We start from the raw sequence: 17,925 nt of genomic DNA, 5'->3' as shown, positions 1-17,925 counted from the left end.
GTTCTCGCTCTCTCAGTCCTCGTCCTCGATGACCTCGGCTTTGAGCTTCGCCGGGGGCGCGGTACCGACCTGGGCGACGCCGTCGGTGAAGCGGCCGAGTGCGGCGCCGTCGACCGCTTCGAGGCCGCAGGTGTAGACGATGCAGTCCTTGTCCTCCTTGTTCGTGTTCAGGTGGACGTGGAAGGTGAAGGCGAGCGTGCGTCCGTCCGCGCTGACCTTGGCCCGGACGGGGGGCAGGTTGCCGCCCGTCGTCTGGTCCATGCGCTTGTACTGAGCGCCCACCGTGCCGTTCCAGCGGAATCCGGTGGGGGCGGTGAAGACGTGTTCGCGTTCGCCGGCGTCGACGGTCTCCTTCCAGTTGGGTGTGCGCACACAGATGTTGATGGTGGCGCCGAGGCCTCCCGGGGCGTCCTCGACCCCGCCCTCCTGCCACACCACGAGGTCCAGCTTCTGGGCGCGGCCCTGCTCGTAACCCCAGTCGTAGCCGTTCGCGTACTGGTCCTTCTCGCCGCGACTGCCGTCGCGCGGCGGGTCGGAGTGGGGCCGGCCGCCGAGCGCGTCGGCTCGTCCCTGTTCCTCTCCCCGTCCGTAGGCGTTTCTCTTTGACTGCACGTCGGTGGCCATCTGCGTGTCCTCCTGGGGCTGTGATCGAAGCGTGCGACGGAAAGTGACGTCCTGCCGCGGGTCGCCCCGGCCGCGGGCTGCGGACAGGGCTCGGGACCGCACACCGCGCGGCTCACCGCATGCCGAGGCCGTGAGGCGTTGAATCCGGCAGACGGAGGGCGGTCGCCGCCCGCGGTTCCGTGCGGGGCGTTCGGCAGGCGTTGGCGCAGCGTCATGGCACGCGCCGGGCCGTCGTCCGAGTCCATCGTTATCCCGGGCGCACGGGCGGTATGCCGGTATTCCCCCGTTCGGAACGCCGGATCGATTTTGCGTCACTTGTACGAGTGGAGCTGAAGCGTGTGAGGGTGCGCGGGCGTGACGCCTGGCAGCTCCGCGCCCCGCCATGGGTGTCACCTGTCGGCCGCCTCAAGCACCCCCCCGCCGGCCGCAACGGGGGTCGGCGTCGCCCGTCCCTCGGAGCTTCTCCCTCGTGCGGGTGGAGCGCTCGGTGCGCTGCCCCGGCGGGACCGGCGCGCGCGGTATGCAAGGGGGATGTCGAGGACGGCCCGGGAGGAGACGGACATGTGGAGGACGACGGCATGGAAGGGGAAGGTGCCCGTGGCGGCCGGAGTTCCCCCGCGTCGGTGCCGGGTGGTGACGGCATGACGGCGAAGGCCACGGCTCAGCGGCAGGAGCCTGTCTCCTCCCAGGGCCGCCCGCTGGGCACCGTGGCGGGGAACGGCACCGCCGGCTTCTCCGGGGACCACGGGCCCGCACCCCTAGGACAGTTGGCCTTCCCCGCGGATGTGGCCGTGGGAGGCGGCGCGGTCTTCGTCGCCGACCACGCCAACCACCGGGTGCGCCGGATCGACGGCTCCGGCATGCTGACGACGGTCGCCGGCGACGGACTCCGCGGTTTCGCCGGGGACGGCGCGGACGCGACGCGCGCTCGTCTCGGCTTCCCGGCCGCTCTCGCGGTCGGCCCGGACGGGGCCGTACTGGTCGCCGACGAGATGAACCACCGGGTCCGCCGGATCGACGCCTCGGGCATCATCGGCACCGTCGTGGGCGACGGCGTCCGTGGCGGCGACGGTGACGGCGGTCCCGCCGACCGCGCCCGACTGGACGCCCCCTGCGCTCTCGCGGTGGACGGCGCCGGAGTGCTGTACATCGGGGAAGCGGGCACCGCCCGGGTACGCAGGGTCGGTGAGGACGGCGTCATCACCACGGTCGTCGAGGCATCCGGACTGCCCGGACAGTCCGGTCGGTCCGCGCACTCCGGCGCGGCCGACGCGGGTGGGGCGTTCCTGCCCGCCGGGCTGGCGACCGACGCGTCCGGGCAGCTGTACATCGCCGACCCGGTGGGCCGTCGGGTGCTGCTGCTGAGGGCGGACGGGACACTCCGGGTCCTGGCCGGACCGCCGGACGGGAGCGCCGCGGCTGCCATGGCGGTCGACTGGAGTGCCCCGTGCGCCGTGGCCGTCGACGCCCAACGTGCCGTCTACATTGCCGACTTGACCGGGCACCGCGTATGGCGGCTGGCTGACGGAGCGGCCCACCGTCTGGCGGAACCGACCCCGGCGGCCGGACCGGCTGACCCGGCAGAGACGGCGACGGGCGGCTCGCTGACCTACCCCTGCGGTCTGGCCGTAGACCCGGCGGGTCGGCTCCTCGTGGCGGACAACTTCCACCACCGGATCGTGGCCCTGCCCCTGACCGCCACGGACCCTCCGCCCCTCGTCCCGGAAGCGGAGGCGGAACCGCAATTCGAAAGGGAAGCGGAACCGCAGCCCGACCGGAACCCTGCACCGGCCAACACGCCGAAGCTGCTGGTACGCCAGGAAGTCGGGGTGGAACTGCCGCGCGGAGGCGGCGAGTTGCTCCATGTGCGAGTCTCGTCCACCGATGCCTGGGCCCCCGGGCGGGTGACGCACACCTTCACCGCTCCGACGGGGCTCTCCTTCGACGGCCGCGCGACGTGCGCGTACTACCGTGTCGACGGCTCGGTGATCGCCGCTCCGCATCCGACGGCGGCGCTCCGGGAGGGCGGCAGGTCGCTGTCCGTGACGGACGAACCCCGGCTGAACACGGCCGGCCACCCCGCGGCGGCCCTGGTGTACACCTTCGGCGTCCAGGCCGGGGCGCAGGCGGAGCCGGGCCGGTACCGCGACGGACGAGCGGTGATCGCGGGCCAGCCGGAAGTACGCCTGACGGCAAGCATCCTGGAGGACGACGACGACTGAGCGCCTCCCGGCCAGTGATCACACTCGCGGTTCTAAACCTCGAAAGCGGAAGTGAACGATTCTGCACTTCTCTGTCACCCGACCGACCGTCACCGACTGTGAGGCGTTGAGTACGGTGCGTTAGCTTTCGGATGTGTCCACGCTGTCTCATCCGAAGCTGGGGTCCCCGGGTCCCTTCCCGCATGCCCCGCTCACCCATCCACTCGACCGTAAATGGCTGCACTACGCCTTCACGTCCCGGTGCGGCCGACAAGCGCTGATCGCCAACCTGTCCGTCCTGGGCTCGTCCACCGGCGCGGTCTTCGCGAATCCGGGCACCCCGGCCGCCGGGCGGCGCAGCGGCACCGGCACGGCGGCCGAAGGACAGCACATGGCGATCCTCCTGCTCCACGAGGAGGGGCACGGCTGGAGCGCGACGCAGTTCAACGCCGAACAGCCCGAACTGCCCTGGTCGGCCTTCCGGCTACCCCATCCGCACGGCATCTCCGGCGCGTTCCGGGTGGCGGCCCGGTCCGCGGCGCCGGCGGCCGACGTACGGCTGACCCGGACCAGCAGGCCGTGCACCTCGCAGTGCGCACCCTTCGGGGAGGACGAGCACCTGCGGTGGCAGTCGGAGCCCGGAGTCCTCGGCGAGGGCACCCTGCGGCACGGCGACGGCACCGTCACGGCCACGGACCTGCTGGGCTACCACGAACGGGTGCGCGGCCGGTGGTCCTGGCCCACGCTGGGCGGCTGGGTGTTCGGGTTCGTCAACGACCCCTCCGGCCCCGCGGGCGCCGCCCCGCCCTCGGCGGTGGTCTTCACCCTGATCCAGCCCGCGCGTCCGGCGGACGCGGCCAACGGATCGGTGATGCTGTGGCGCGACGGACGCATGGTGCGGCACTTTCCGCGCCGCGGCCTGCGCGTCGCGGTCACCGGCCACCTCGACCGCGACCGGGTGGTGATGGTGCCGACACTGGCCGACGTGCTGGGCACCCCGCCGGCGGCTGCGGTGCCCGGCCGGCTGCTGATCACCGCCCGCCTCGGGGACGACCATCTCGTCCTCGACTTCCGCTCGCACACGGCGGGACGCATCGCCAATCCGTCCGAGACGAGCCTGCACCCGTTCAGCGTGCACGAGACCCTCGGCCCGTGCACGGTGGAGGGCCGGGTCGGCGGGCGCCGTATCGGCTTCAGCACCGGTGGCATCGTGGAGTTCGCCGGTGGCGCCCATGACTGACACGCTGACCGCGTTCACGGGAGCGCGACTGCTGGACGAGACCGTCGCCGCCCTCTCCGACCGGGCGCCGGCCATCCTCGCCGCCGCCGCCTCCCAGCTGCGCGGCATCCGGCTCGGCCTGCGCTTCAACGACGGCAGCCACGCCACGCTCACCGCCTGGCACAGCCGGCTCGTCGTACGCCAGGACCGATGCCCGGACCCGGACGTCGAGGTCGCCTTCGACAACCGGGCCATGAACCTGCTCTTCGACCTTCAACGCCCGCCCGTCGAACAGGCTTTGCCCGGCAGTCTCGACGTCCGCGGCTCCGAGGAGGACACCCTCGCCGTGTGGCGCGCCTTCACGCTGCTGTCCCAGCGGGCGGCGGGGCTGCGCAGCATGCAGGAACTGTGGGGCAACTACCGTGAACAGGCACCCCAGTTGTGGGGCAGCGCGACCCCCGCCACCCCGGGGCCGGCCGCCGCGCCGGTCGACTGGACCGCACTGGACTACCTCGCCCAACGCTTCCCCGAGGACGCCCCCGCATCGCCCGCGCTGATCGGTGACACCACCGTCAGGGCCCCGCGCCTGCTGTGGGACGGGCGCACCAGCACCAGTTGGTCGCTGGAGGACGCCGTCCAGGACGCGGACCTGATGGAGACGATGCGCCGGTGCCGGGCCCGCACCAACGAGGAGATCGACAGGCTGCTGCCGGACCGCGAGCCGCGCGCCGAACTGTACGACCTCATGCGCTCCTACCCCTCGCGCCAGGGCAAGGGCCTGCGGCCCACCCTGACCATCGCGGCCTGCGCCGCCTTCGGCGGACGCCCCGACGACGCCGTCCGCGCCGCCGCCGCGCTGGAGCTGTTCCACAACGGCTTCCTCGTCCACGACGACATCGCCGACGAGTCCACCCACCGGCGGGGCCTGCCCACCATGCACGAGGAACACGGCCTGGGGCTGGCCGTCAACGTCGGCGACGGGCTGAATTTGCTCGCCATCGACGCCGTCCTCTCCAACCTCGAAACCCTCGGCCTCACCCGCACCCTCGGCCTCATCCACGAGGCGATGCACATGTGCCGGGAGTCCATCGAGGGCCAGGCCATGGAACTGGGCTGGATCCGCCACGAGTTCGTCCCCGAGACCGACGACTCCTACTTCACGATGAGCACCAAGAAGACCGGCTGGTACACCTGCATGAGCCCGTGCCGTATCGGGGCCGTCTGTGCCGGTGTCACCGACCCGGCCGTGCTCGGCCGGTTCGACGAGGCGTTCCGCCTGATCGGTATCGCCTTCCAGATCCAGGACGACGTCCTGAACCTGGTCGGCGAGGAGGCCCTCTACGGCAAGGAGCCCCTCGGCGACCTGCTCGAAGGCAAGCGCACGGTGATGCTGATCCACCTCTTCCGCACCGCTCACGCCCACGAGCGCCCCCGCCTCCTCGACGTCCTGCGTCAACGCCGTGTCGACAAGACACAGCAGCACGCCGAGGAACTCCTCGCCGCCATGCGGCGGCACGGCTCCATCGAGTACGCCACCGACCTCGCCGACAGGCTCGCCGCCGAAGGCATCGCGCGCTTCGAGGAGGACCTCCGTGTCGTCCCCGAGAACGAAGGCAAGGCCGTCCTGCGGCAGATCGCCCACTACGTCACCTCAAGGCCACTGTGAACACCTCTGACACCAGCACCCCACCGCCGGCCGACCCCACCGCCGCCGGTCCACCGACCCCGACCGACCACCGGGCGCTCGCCTTCCTCGGCCAGGTCAACAGCAGTACGCGCCAGTGGCTGTGCACCCTGGCCCGGCACGGCGTGGCTCTGCGTCGGAACGACGCCGAACGCGCCCGCGCAGTGCTCGACACGGTCCGGCCCTGGCCCTTCTACAAGGGCGGCCAGTTCCTCTTCGACCTCATGGAGTGGGAGGACCTGATGGTCGACGGCGACCCCCCGCCGCCGATGCCCGCCGAGCGCGTCCGCTCCGCGTGCGCCGTGCCCGTGCAGTGGCTCGCCGCCGCCACCGCGCAGCCCCCCACCGCGACGGAACAGATGCCCGGCCAGCGCACCGCCGCCGCCCTCGACCTGCCGCTGCGCCTGCTCGCCGCCACCGCCCGCACCACCGTCCTGGGCGCGGCGCATGACCTCACGGACCTGTTCGGCACTTCCGCCACCCGGGCCGAGACCGACGACGGCTCCGGACGTGAGGCCACCGCTCCGGAGTCCGACGCGGAAGGCGCGGACCCGGAGCTGCCGCCCTTGGAGGCGGGTTTCTACCTCTACGAGGACGTCGTCCTCGGCGCCTTCGCCGTTCTCGGCCCGCTCCTGGCCGACCACGCACCCACTGGCCCGCTCATCGATCCGGTCCCCGACCCCGACGGTCCGTGAGCGGGCCACCCCCAAGCCCGCCACCGGCGGATCCGCCCACGCGGACGCACCCATCCACAGAAGGGAAACCCATGGCCACGCAGATCCAGGCCCCCGTTCAACCGGGATCCGAGAACCAGCTGTACATCCTCCAGCAGGGCATCGTCGAGGACGCGCCGGGCGGAGTTCCGGCCCATCTCAGCTTCGGCATCCTCAGCACGGTCCCGGACCCGGTCAATCCCGGCGACGTCACCTTCACCCTGAAGGCTCCCACCGGCTTCGTCTTCACCGGATGGCTCTCCTGGGCCTACCACGACGTCAACACCCTTCAGGCGAAAGGCAATCTGCAGACCGTCCAGGGCACCCTCAGAGACGGGGGCCGCACGCTGACCTTCACCCACAACCCGTCCCTGTCCACCAACCAGGAGGCGCTCGGCTACGCGGCCCAGGTCACCGCCATCGACGGCGCGACCCCCGGCCGCTTCGCCGACGGCCAGCTCAAGGTGGGCGCCGCCAACCCGATCAAGCTCAAGGGCCGCGTCCTCGCCGCCGACGAGGACTGATTTTCCCCTGACGGACCGTCCCGTCGGTGGTTCCGCCAACTCGATCCGGAGCCACCGACGGGATCCTCAGCAGAGAAAGGCTGAAGGCATGTACAGCGCAGGAAACACACCGGTCGGCGGCAGCGGGGACGCTGCCATGCCGGTGCCGCGGCGACGGGGAGCGTGGGGGCTGGGGGCGCTTGTCGCGGCGATGCTGCTGGGAGCGTCGTTGCCGGGGAACGCTGCCGCAGCACCGGGACAACCCGCCGCAGCGGCGCAGGCCACGGCGGTGAAGGCACCGGACTGCATCGGTCCCACCCGGACCCGGCCTCCTGCCCGCAGCCCGACGCCGTCACCGGCGCCGACGGGCACGGTGTGGCCGTAGACCGTGCGCCTCACGCTTTGGCGGTCGAGATCCGGGGCCGGAAAACGCGTTCCGCCGGAGCCGACCGTCCCTCTCGGAACCATGCGTGGTGGAGCCAGTCGGCGATCATGTCGAGGAGTCTGACGTCGACCGGTTCGCGGAGCAGCCGGCGGTAGGAGCGGCGGGTGTGGTGCTCGTTGTCGATCCGCAGGAGGTGGGTCAGCCGGGGAATGCGGGCGGTTTCGACGTGGCCGGGCACGAGCCGACGGATGACCTCCAGGTCGGCCGGGTCGACCCGGAGGTCGTTGTCGCCGGTCACGGCCAGGACCGGCACGTGGATGCGGGCCAGATCCTCTCGAGAGTCGTGGACGAGGAATTCGCGCTGCCAGCGGGCGTTGACGGGGATTCCGGCGAGGCGGGCGACGTCGGTGTCGGTCGCCTTGAGGCGGTTGAGAGCCGCGGTGCCCAGGGCTCGCAGCAGGAAGCCGGGTACGGGCAGGCCCCGGGTGACGGACCGGCCTTGTCGGCGCAGGACGTCCTCGCCCTGGCGGGCGTAGCCGGCGAGCAGGACGGCGGCGTGGGCCCGCGGTGCGAGCGCCATGGCGTGGACGGCGCCCTCGCCGTGGCCGATGAGCGCGACGGCGCTGATGTCCGGGTGGGCGTTCAGGGTGTGCAGCGCGGCGGCGGCGTCGCGTCGGTTGTCGACGAAACCGGCGGCGCGCCAGTCCCCGGGTGTGGCGCCGACGCCGCGTCGGTCGTAGCGGAGGGTGGCGATGCCTCGGGCGGCGAGGGTGGCGGCGAGAGGCGGGCCGAGGTTCAGGGCCGCTCCGGGTTTGTTGCCGTCGCGGTCGATCGGGCCGGAGCTCTGCAACAGGAGGGCGGCGGGGTGGGGCCCGGGGCCGCTGGGACGGTGAGTGTGCCGGCCAGTGGGGTGCCGTCGTGGGCGGTGAGGGTGACGTGGGTGTCGGGCACGGCGCGGCCTTCCGGGTTCGGCGATCGGGTGCGGACGGGGAATTTCCGCGTACCGGTCAGACCGCGTCGTTCAGTACGGCCTGCGGGGTGCGACGGCGTGCGGCGCGCAGGAAGTACACGGTCGCGACGCTGCAGACCAGGATCGCCACGACGCTCGCCTCCGGGCCGAAGCCCCCGCCGGTCAGGGCCGAGGGCCCGGACAGGGTGGTGTGCAGCACGCCGGTGTACGCGTCGGAGCCGGACACGGTCACGCCCCAGAGGCCGCCGGCGGCGAGGTTCCAGCCGAAGTGGACGCCGATCGGGAGCCACAGGGTCCGGGTCGCGGTGTAGGCGGCGCCGAGCATCAGACCGGCCTCGATGGCGATGGCCAGCGCGCCGCCGATCGTCGCGTCCGGGTTGAACAGGTGAGATCCGCCGAACAGCAGTGCGGAGACGATCAACGCCACAGTGGTGCCCCACCGGCGCTCGACCAAGCGGAACACGATGCCGCGGAAGAAGATCTCCTCGCACACCGCCGCGCCGACGCTGATCCCGAGCGAGGCGAGCAGTCCGCCGAAGGAGCCCCACCCGACGCTGTCCATACCCCCGAACATCGAGATGATCAGCATCGTCGCGGTGAACAGGCCCAGTCCTACGACAGTGCCCCGGCGAAGGCCGGCGCGGGCGGTGGACCGGTCGAGCTCGACCACGGGACGCTGCTCGGTGTAGTCGATCAGTTTGCGGTAGAGCCATACCGCGAACACCGCGACCGCCGGCCCGAGGAGCAGGGCGCCGACCACGGTGCCCGCCAGCGCACCGGTCGCGCTGTTGCCCAGGCTCATCACCGCGAAGAACACCACCACCAGCAGGGTCACCCGGGCCCAGCCCGGTCGTAGCCACCGTGGCAGCCGCTGCGGCTCGGAACCCTGCTCCTGCGTCATCTGCGTCTCGGACATGGCCGCCACCTCTCGTCGTCCGCGGCACCGTGCCGCGTTCCGAGGAAGAAACTACGGACGGTGACCCCCGGGGCGCGTCACCCCTGAGTGGACGATTCCGTGTAGCTCACTGGAGGGACAAGCCGTCCGCGGAATTGCCGACGTACCGCTGAGTGGTGCCGGCGGTTCGGCGGACGGGTGGTGTCCCCCGAGCGAGCTACACGGAATCGTCCACTCCAGAGGGACGTGGGCCACCGCCCTTCCCCACTAATCTCGCCGACGTCGTGGAAATAGCGGGAGTGGGAATTCCACTCCGCCGCCACCCATCAGGAAAGCAGTCATGAGAACATTGCGGAATTCGGTCCGTCGAGCGCTGTTCGACAGACGTCGATTCGTCACCATCGTGGCGGTCACGACGCTGCTCGGAGTCGGGACGGCTGCGTGCGATGACGGAGAGAACAGCGATAACCCGGCCGCGAAACAGACACAGTCCATCACTTGGGGAAAGTGTCCGACTGTCACCTCCACGGACACCGAGCGCGACCCCCGGCAGCAGTGCGCGACGGTGAAAGTCCCGCTGAATTACAAGGACGCGGGCGGCACCGAGATCGACGTGGCGATATCACGGATATCCACCGCCAAGAAAGGGAAACGGCGCGGCGTCCTGGTGATCAACCCCGGCGGCCCCGCCCTGCCGGGTCTGGACGTGCCCGGCGAGCGGATTGCCTCGCTGCCGTCCTCCGTACTGGACCAGTACGACCTGATCGGGTTCGACCCGCGCGGCGTCCAGCACAGCACCCCCCAGTCCTGCGGTCTCGGCGGTCTGCAGGCCGTCGACCTGTTCCCGTACCCGGCGGCGGACGGCTCGATCACGGCCAACGTCAAGTTCGCCCGCTCGACGGCGGAGAAGTGCGCCTCCTCCGCGGACGGCAAGAACCTGAAGTACTACACCACCGCCAACACGGCCCGTGACCTCGACCAGATCCGTCAGGCGCTCGGCGAGAAGAAGCTCTCCTACTGGGGCCAGTCCTACGGCACCTACCTGGGCGCCGTCTACCGCTCCCTGTTCCCCGACCGGACCGACCGGATGGTGCTGGAAGGCAACATCGACCCGGCCAAGGCATGGCAGGGCGAGTTCGCCGGCTGGAGCAAGGGCATGGCCGACCGCTTCCCCGACGCGGCAGCTGCCGCCGCCGCGCAGAACGACACACTCGGGCTGGGTGCCACGGCCGCGAAGGTCACGCGGACCTACCTCACCCTCGCTGACCGGCTCGACCGCAAGCCGGTCACGTTCCCGGGCACGTCGGCGTCGTTGACCGGGCCGTTGCTGCGCAACCTCACCTACGCGCTGCTGGAGCACAACGAGACCATTCCGGCGCTGACCCAGATCTGGAAAGCCGCCCTCGACCTGGCCGACGGCAGTCTGACCAAGGCGGACGCCGCCGTCCTCAAGCAGGCCGCCGCCACCGGGGCCACGAGCGCGGCCGGTGTCCCCGCGGACAACCAGACCACCATGTTCCTGGCTCTGAGCTGTGGTGACGCCGCCTGGTCCAAGGACGTCGACGGCTACACCAGTGGTACGGCCGCCGACCGCGCGTCCTATCCCCTGACCGCGGGAATGCCGGCCGACATCTGGGCGTGCTCGTTCTGGAAGGACAAGCCGATCGAAGCGCCCGTCACCGTCACCGGCAAGGGTTCACGCGACGTGCTGCTGCTCCAGAACAAGCGAGACAACGCCACCCCCTACGAGGGCGCCGTCGGTCTCCGTGACGCCCTGGCGAAGAGTGCCGCCTTCGTCAGCGTCGACAACGGCGGGCACTACGTCTACAACGAGGGCTCCCAGTGCGCCGACGCGGCGATGGTGAGTTTCCTCGGTGGTGGCCGGCTGCCCAGCAAGGACGTGTACTGCACCGACGTGTCGGCGAAGTAGGCCTTCGCACCGCGGACGACCTGTCGGTGGCGGCGGGCGCCGCCGACGTACCCGAGGAGCCGTCGGCGCGCGCCCGCGACGTGGCGCAGCGGCTGCGCGCGGACCCCGGCCACGGCGGGGCGGGCCGGCGCGCCCACCAGCCCGCGCGGCCCAAGCGGCGCACGGGCCGGTACATGGTCGGGCCGCTGGCATCGGTCCACTCCGAACGGCGCGTGTACGCCCTGTCGCGTTCATTCCGCCAGGACGCCCAACTCCGCCGACAGCTCGCTGAGCGTCGCCCGGCTGAGCATTCTGCCGATCGGCAGGAGCACCCCGTGCGAGCGTTGCACCTCCTGCCGGAGCTGAGCGGCCATCAGCGAGTCCAGTCCCTGGCTGGTCAAGTCGGCCTCCAGGTCCAGGTGTTGGGGGTCGACGCGCAGGATGGCGGCGACCGCGGCCAGGAACAGTTGCGCCCGGTCGGCGGGTGGTGCTGCCGCACCGGGCTCCCGTTCCGTACCGGCGGTCTTCCGACCCGTATCCGTCGTGGGTCGTGCTGTCCCGTTCGCGGACGTGGCTCCGGCCCCGGGCGCGGGGAAGGGCTGTGGGTGTGGAGCCGCCGGTCCGGGACGGGGAACGGGGGGCGCCGGGAACTCCCGTGGGGCGCGTTCCGGCCGGATCCGCGTGGTTCTGAGTGGGGGGAGCGGAGCCGCGGTGGCCGGGCGCGCGGGCGCGTCGTCGTCGACGTCCCGCAGGAACGGGGACTCGGCCGCGACCGGGTAAGCGGCCCGCCACTGCGCCCAGTTGACCGGCATGACCATGGTGTCCCCGGCCTCCGTGGCCAGGAGGTGGTCCAGCACCGCGAACCCCGCCTCGGAGGTGAAACCGGTCATGCCCTGCGGGATCAGGTTCCGGCCGAGTTCGGTACCCGCCCTCGCGGCCATGCCCCGGTCGGTCCAGAATCCCCAGTTCACCGCGAGCGCCCTGCGGCCCCGGCTGCGCCGGCCGCGGGCGATCGCGTCCAGGCCGGCGTTGGCGGCGGCGGCCGCCGCGACCTGGGGCGAGGCGAGCAGCGCGTTACCCGAGGAGAACAGGACGAACTGGTCGAGGTCGTCCGCGAAGAGACGGTCGAGGACCCGGCCGCCCTCCAGCTTCGGCCTCAGCACCGCTTCCAGGTCCCGCAGGGTGGTGTGGCTGATGGGCTTGTACATGAAGACGCCGGCGGTGTGGAAGACGCCCCGGACCGGCGGACGGCCGGCGGCGCGGCGGTTCTCGACCAGTCGGCGCATCGACCGCTCGTCCGCCGCGTCCACCGGGGCGTACTGCGCCTCGATGTCCTGGCCGCGCAACTCCTCCAGCAGGGCCGTGATGTCAGTGCCGGACGGCGAGGCAGGGCCGGGCAGGGAGCGGCCGGTGAGCAGCAGGTGCCGGGCGCCGCGCGCGACGAGCCACCGGGCCAGTCCGGCGCCGAGGCCGCCGGCGCCGCCGGTCACCAGGTAGGTGGCGTCAGCCCGCATGCGGGTCGGCGCGGGCGCGGGCGTGGGCGGGTCCGCCGGGGCGGTCCGCAGGTCGATGAGCACCTTGCCGATGTGCCGGGCCCCGATCATGTCGTCGAACGCCGAGCCGACGGCGTCCAGTGGGTAGATCTCGGCGGGCAGTGGCGCGAGTTCGCCGGCGGCGACGAGGCGCAGCACCTGGCCGAGCAGGGCCCCGGCCCGCTCGGGGCGCTCGCGGCAGAAGGCGGCGATGTCGAGGACCTGGAAGGAGCCGTTGCGGGGCAGGCCCCCCAGCGCCGTCGGGCGGCCGTCCGCCGGGTCCTGCTCGGCGAGCTCCACATACCGCCCGTACGGGGCGAGCATGCCGAGGTTCTGGTCGACGGCCGTCCCGGTCAGCGAGTTGAGGATGACGTCCATCCCCGCACCCCGGGTCGCGTCCAGCAGCGGGCCGGCGAAGTCGCCCCGGGAGTCGGCGACTTGGGTGATGCCCATCGTCCGCAGGAGCGCCCGGCGCTTCTCGCTGCCGGCGGTGGCGTAGATCTCGGCGCCGCGCCGCCGGGCCACCTGGATCGCGGCGAGTCCGACGCCGCCGGTGGCCGAGTGGATGAGGACCCTTTCGCCTTCGCGCAGAGCGGCCAGTTCCATGAGGCCGTACCAGGCCGTCAGGTAGGCGACCGGCACGGTGGCGGCCTCGGCGAGACCCAGACCGTCGGGGACGCGATGGGTCAGCCGGTGATCGGCGACGACCTGTGTGGCCAGTCCCGGATGGGCGACGGCGACCACGCGGTCGCCCACGTCCAGCCCGCGCACGCCGGTGCCGGTGGCCGTCACCACGCCGGCGGTCTCCCAGCCCAGCCGGCCGTCGTCCCGGTCCGGGTGGGCACCGGCGGCCTGGAGCACATCGCGGAAGCCGACCCCGCCGTACGCCGCGGCGATCCGCACCTCGTCGGCGGCCGGGGGCCCCGCCTCGGCCGGCCCGCGCACCGGGCCCGCGCGGCCGTCGTCGGCCGGCACGATCCCGGTCACCTCGTCGGCGTCCGGCGCCGGTGAGACGCGGCGCAGCCGCAGGACGTACCGGGCGCCCGCCCGCAGCGCGATCTGGTCCTCCGCCGGGTCGGCGGTCGCGATCTCCCGGGCCAGCGCCTCCGTCTGCCGCGCCGCGTCACCGGCCGCGTCCAGATCGACGAGGGTGTGCCGGACGGCGGACAGTTCACTCGCCGCCGTGCGTCCGAAACCCCACACGGCGTACTGGTCCGGGTCCGGTGCCGGGTCCGCGTCCGTGACCGTCTCGGCGCCGCGGGTGACGAGCACGAGCCGCGGGAGCGGCGCGTCCCCCCGCGCGGTGGACAGCGCCCGGTCCAGCAGCAGTGCGCTGCCGAGCCCCAGCGGCACCGTCCCCACCGGCCGTGGTGCCCGCATGCTCCACAGGTGCACCACGGCGGCGATGCCCGCCGGGTGGTCGCGGCCGATCTCGTACAGCAGCCGGGCGTAGTCGTCGAGGCGGGTCGGGTCGATGCGGTACGTCCCCTGGCCGGTCCGTTCGTACCTCTCCCCGGGCAGTACGGCGATCCGCGGGCCGTGTGCCGGAGCGAGCCGCGGCCCGAAGTCCTCGTCGTCGAACACCACCCAGGCGCCGGTGGCCGGCTTCGGCACCGTGGCGGGTGCGGCGGCCGGTGTCCAGCGCGGCTGGTACAACCAGTCGGTCAGCGGGCCGGGCTGTTCCCGGCGGAGCAGCCAGCGGATCCGCAGACCGCGGAACTCGGCCAGCAGCGCGCCCTGTTCGTCGCGTACGGCGAGGTCACCGCTGAACGAATCGGCCGTCAGGTCCCGCCGTACGACATGGCTGTACAGCGTTCCGGTCAGCGGCCCGTACCGGCGGAACGCGTCGATGGAGCCCAGGACGAAGGCGTGCTGCTCACCGGGGACCGCCGAGTCGGGCAGGGTGGCCGCGAGGACCTGGCCGCAGGCATCGAGGACCGCCGGGTGGACGAGGTGCCGCTCGTACTCGGCGAGGCCGGCCGGGACGACCACCTCGGCCAGCGCCTCGTCGTCGCCGCGCCACACCTGCCCGATGCCCTGGAAGACACCGCGCCAGTCGTTGCCGCGGGCCGCGAACCGGCGGTAGAACTCGGCGCCGGTGAAGTGCTCGGGGACGCGCGCGGCGATCCGCTGGGGCGTCTCCTCGGGGAGGTCGAGCACGCGTACGCCCGCGGGAGCTTCCTCGACCCGGCCGTGCGCGTGCCGGGTCCAGTCGGTGCCGTCGGCGGTGGCGACGTCGAAGGCCCACCGTCGCCCGGACGGCCGGAGCGTCACTCGCAGGGACGGCGGGGCCTGGGCGGTGAAGAAGAGCGCCTTGTCGTAGCGGACGTCCTGGACGACGACGTCGGCGCCGAGGCTCCCGGCGGCGGCCACCGCCAGTTCCAGGTACGCGGTGCCGGGCATGATGACGAGGCCCTGCACCTTGTGGTCCAGGAGGTAGGCGTTGCGTTCCAGGTCGATGGGCCCCTCCCAGCGGTGCGCGCCGTCGTCGAGGACGGTGTGCGCGCCGAGCAGCGGGTGGCCGCCCGGATCGTCCCGCGCGGCCGGTGCACCCGTCCTGGGAAGTGAGTCGGGCTGCGGTGTGGTCCGCGGTGCGCTCTGTGGGGCGGCCGGTCCGGAGCTCGGCTCAAGCCAGAACTCCGCCCGCTGCCAGGGGTAGCGGGGCAGTCCCACATAGATGGCCGGCCCGTCGAACAGCGCGCTCGACCGCACCGGGTATCCGGCCTGGTGAAGCTGGCCGACGGAGGTCAGCAGGGCGGTCAGTTCATCGGTGTCGCGCAGCAGCGACGGCACCACCTGGTCGTCGGTGCGCTCCGCGGGCAGGCATTCCTTGACCGCGGCGCTGAGGATCGGGTGCGGGCTGATCTCGACGACGGCCGCCACCTCCGGGCCGGCGGTCTCGGCGTCGACCGCCGCGTGGAAGCGGACCTCGTCGCGGAGGTTGCGCACCCAGTAGTCGGCGTCCAGCTCCTCGCCGGTCAGCAGTTCCCCGGTCACCGTGGAGCGCAGCGGCACGTGGCCCTTGCGTGGCCGGACCGACGCCAGGGCGGCGCGCAGCGCGTCCAGCAGAGGGTCGACCTGGCTGCTGTGCGAGGCGACGTCCACCTTGACGATCCTGGCGAAGACGTCCCGTTCGGTCAGTTCGGCCAGCACCTTCTCCACCGCCGGTGTGCGGCCCGAGATGATGGTGCGGCGCGGGCCGTTGCTCACCGCGACGTCGACGTCCGGCACGTCGGCGAGCTCCCGCCGCAGTACGTCGGCGGGCAGCTCGACGGCGGCCATGGAGCCGGTGCCGGCGATCTCCCTGAGCAGGGCGCTGCGCCGGCAGATCACCGCGGCGCCGTCGGCCAGGGTGAGGGCACCGGCGACGCAGGCGGCAGCGACCTCGCCCAGGCTGTGACCGATCACGACGTCGGGCTCGACGCCCCACGACCGCCAGAGCGCGGCCAGTGCGACCTCGACCGCCCAGAGCAGTGGTTGCACCACGTCGATCGGCCAGCTCGTCTCGTCGCCGCCGGTGAGGTGCTCGATCACCGACCAGCCCCGCTCGGCGCGGACGAGCCGGTCGCACTCCTCGATCGACTCGCGGAAGACCGTGGAGGTACGCAGGAGACCGCGCCCCATTCCGGCCCACTGGGAGCCCTGGCCGGGGAAGACGAAGACGGTCTTCCACCGCGCGTCGATCTTGGCGGCGACGATCGGCCTGCCCTTGCGCAGCTGCCGGACGACCTGGTCGTGCTCCCGGGCCAACACGGTCATGCGGTGGCGGTGATGGGTGCTGTGGGTCAGCGCGCTGAAGCTGACGTCGCGCAGCTCGTGCCGGCGCCCCTCCCCGTCGGGCCCGAGGAAGTCGGCGTAGGCGTCGGCGAGTTCGCGCAGTGCGGCGGGCGTCTGAGCCGACAGGGCGAGCAGGTAAGGCCGCGGCTCGGCGGGCGGCGCCGGCACGGGCGCGGGGCGGTGCTCGCCGAGGACGACGTGGGCGTTGGTGCCGGAGATGCCGAACGAGCTGACGGCGGCGTACCGGGGGGCGCCGTCCCGGCCCCAGTCGCGAGCGGTCTGCGGGATCTCCAGCGCCATACGGTCCCAGTCCACCGCGTCGGTCAGCCGGCCGCTGTGCAGACTGGGCGGGACGACGCCGTGCGCGACGCACAGTGCCGCCCTGATGAGCGCCGCGATGCCGGCCGCCGCTTCGGTGTGGCCGATGTTCGTCTTCACGGAGCCGACCAGCAGGGGGTTCTCCGCTGTCCGGCCCGCGCCGGTGCCGTACACGGCGTCCAGGGAGCGGAGTTCGATCGGGTCGCCGGTGGGCGTGCCGGTGCCGTGCGCCTCCACGAAGCCGACGGCGCGCGGGTCGATGCCGCCGCGCGAGCAGGCGTGCCGCATCGTGTCGATCTGGGCGGTCTGCGACGGGACCATCAGGTAGCCGCTGCTGCGGCCCTCGTTCTCGACCGCCGTGCCGTGGATGACCGCGTGGACGCGGTCGCCGTCCGCCTCGGCCCGTGCCAGCGGTTTGAGGACGACGACGCCGACGCCGTCGCTGCGGACGAAGCCGTCGGCACCGGCCGCGCCGAACTTGCACAGGCCGTCCGCGGAGAGCATGTCCGCCTGGGAGAAGGAGATGCTCTCGTCCGGAGTGAGCACCAGGTTGACGCCCGCGGCCAGGGCGAGGGTCGCCTCCCCGCCGCGCAGCGCGGCGCACGCCTGGTCCACGGCCACCAGGGAGGACGAGCAGGCGGTGTCGACGGAGGTGCTCGGGCCGCGCAGGTCGAAGAAGAACGACAGCCGGCCGGAGAGGACGCTGCGCGAGGTGCCGGTGTTGGCGTAGATGTCCAGCGCCCCGGCGGCACGCAGCATGTCCCAGTACTCGGCGGTCCGCTGTCCGACGACGACCGCGGTCGGGCTTCCGGCGAGCTGTTCCAGCGTGAGGCCGGCGTCCTGTACGGCCGCGGCGGCGGTCTGGAGGAGCAGCCGCTGCTGCGGGTCCATGTGGCTCGCCTCGCGGCCGGAGACGCCGAAGTAGCGGGCGTCGAAGCCCCGGATGTCGGGCAGGAAGCCGCCGCGGCGGCTGACGATCCGTCCGGGCGTCCGCGGGCGGGGGTCGTGGAACGCGTCGATGGGGAACCGGTCGGCCGGGACGTCCGTGGTGGCGTCGACTCCGTCGAGCTGCATCGTCCAGAACGCGGAGACCCCGTCCGCGCCGGGGAACTCGCACGCCATGCCCACGATGGCGATCGGCTGCCGGGCCACCGGGTCCTGCTGCTGCGCCGTCACGCGGCTCCTCCTGTCGACA

The 17,925-nt window shown here is 72.6% G+C and carries 10 protein-coding genes; 6 read left to right on the top strand and 4 right to left on the bottom strand.

Going from position 1 to position 17,925, the window contains the following annotated elements; all coding sequences use genetic code 11:
• Window positions 1–12: 12 nt before the first annotated feature.
• Window positions 13–624, bottom strand: coding sequence for a hypothetical protein (locus ABZT12_RS21530; protein ID WP_356386768.1), 612 nt, complete (start codon window positions 622–624; stop codon window positions 13–15).
• Between the two features lie 641 nt (window positions 625–1,265).
• On the opposite strand from ABZT12_RS21530, the gene ABZT12_RS21525 reads away from it, so the two are divergent.
• The 5 genes from ABZT12_RS21525 (at window position 1,266) to ABZT12_RS21505 (ending at window position 6,965) form a co-directional block, all read left to right on the top strand.
• On the top strand, window positions 1,266–2,846 hold the full coding sequence (locus ABZT12_RS21525) for a serine/threonine protein kinase (RefSeq protein WP_356386766.1): 1,581 nt from the start codon (window positions 1,266–1,268) through the stop codon (window positions 2,844–2,846).
• A 133-nt stretch (window positions 2,847–2,979) separates the two neighbouring features.
• Entirely contained in the window at window positions 2,980–4,065 is a 1,086-nt protein-coding gene (locus tag ABZT12_RS21520; RefSeq protein ID WP_356386764.1) for a hypothetical protein, read from the top strand.
• The gene (locus ABZT12_RS21515) at window positions 4,058–5,710 is read left to right on the top strand and encodes a polyprenyl synthetase family protein (protein ID WP_356386758.1); all 1,653 of its coding nucleotides are present in this window, start codon (window positions 4,058–4,060) and stop codon (window positions 5,708–5,710) included. The genes ABZT12_RS21520 and ABZT12_RS21515 overlap by 8 nt, the downstream gene beginning before the upstream one ends.
• The gene (locus ABZT12_RS21510) at window positions 5,707–6,423 is read left to right on the top strand and encodes a hypothetical protein (RefSeq protein WP_356386755.1); all 717 of its coding nucleotides are present in this window, start codon (window positions 5,707–5,709) and stop codon (window positions 6,421–6,423) included. The genes ABZT12_RS21515 and ABZT12_RS21510 overlap by 4 nt, the downstream gene beginning before the upstream one ends.
• A gap of 71 nt (window positions 6,424–6,494) precedes the next feature.
• On the top strand, window positions 6,495–6,965 hold the full coding sequence (locus ABZT12_RS21505) for a hypothetical protein (protein WP_356386752.1): 471 nt from the start codon (window positions 6,495–6,497) through the stop codon (window positions 6,963–6,965).
• A gap of 374 nt (window positions 6,966–7,339) precedes the next feature.
• Here the strand turns inward: ABZT12_RS21505 and ABZT12_RS21500 are convergent, their stop codons facing one another.
• The gene (locus tag ABZT12_RS21500) at window positions 7,340–8,179 is read right to left on the bottom strand and encodes an alpha/beta fold hydrolase (protein ID WP_356386749.1); all 840 of its coding nucleotides are present in this window, start codon (window positions 8,177–8,179) and stop codon (window positions 7,340–7,342) included.
• 157 nt (window positions 8,180–8,336) lie between these two features.
• Entirely contained in the window at window positions 8,337–9,215 is an 879-nt protein-coding gene (locus tag ABZT12_RS21495; RefSeq protein WP_356386746.1) for a type II CAAX endopeptidase family protein, read from the bottom strand.
• Between the two features lie 544 nt (window positions 9,216–9,759).
• On the opposite strand from ABZT12_RS21495, the gene ABZT12_RS21490 reads away from it, so the two are divergent.
• Complete coding sequence (locus ABZT12_RS21490; RefSeq protein WP_356386743.1) at window positions 9,760–11,124, top strand: alpha/beta hydrolase; 1,365 nt, start codon at window positions 9,760–9,762, stop codon at window positions 11,122–11,124.
• A 230-nt stretch (window positions 11,125–11,354) separates the two neighbouring features.
• On the opposite strand, the gene ABZT12_RS21485 is transcribed toward ABZT12_RS21490, so the two are convergent.
• The gene (locus tag ABZT12_RS21485; RefSeq protein WP_356386740.1) at window positions 11,355–17,906 is read right to left on the bottom strand and encodes an SDR family NAD(P)-dependent oxidoreductase; all 6,552 of its coding nucleotides are present in this window, start codon (window positions 17,904–17,906) and stop codon (window positions 11,355–11,357) included.
• Window positions 17,907–17,925: the final 19 nt, after the last annotated feature.

Source organism: Streptomyces sp. NPDC005423, from assembly GCF_040606415.1.
In the GTDB taxonomy this organism is placed as follows: domain Bacteria; phylum Actinomycetota; class Actinomycetes; order Streptomycetales; family Streptomycetaceae; genus Streptomyces.
Note: the sequence above shows the minus strand (reverse complement) of the source record. Positions and strands in the feature narration are given on the sequence as shown.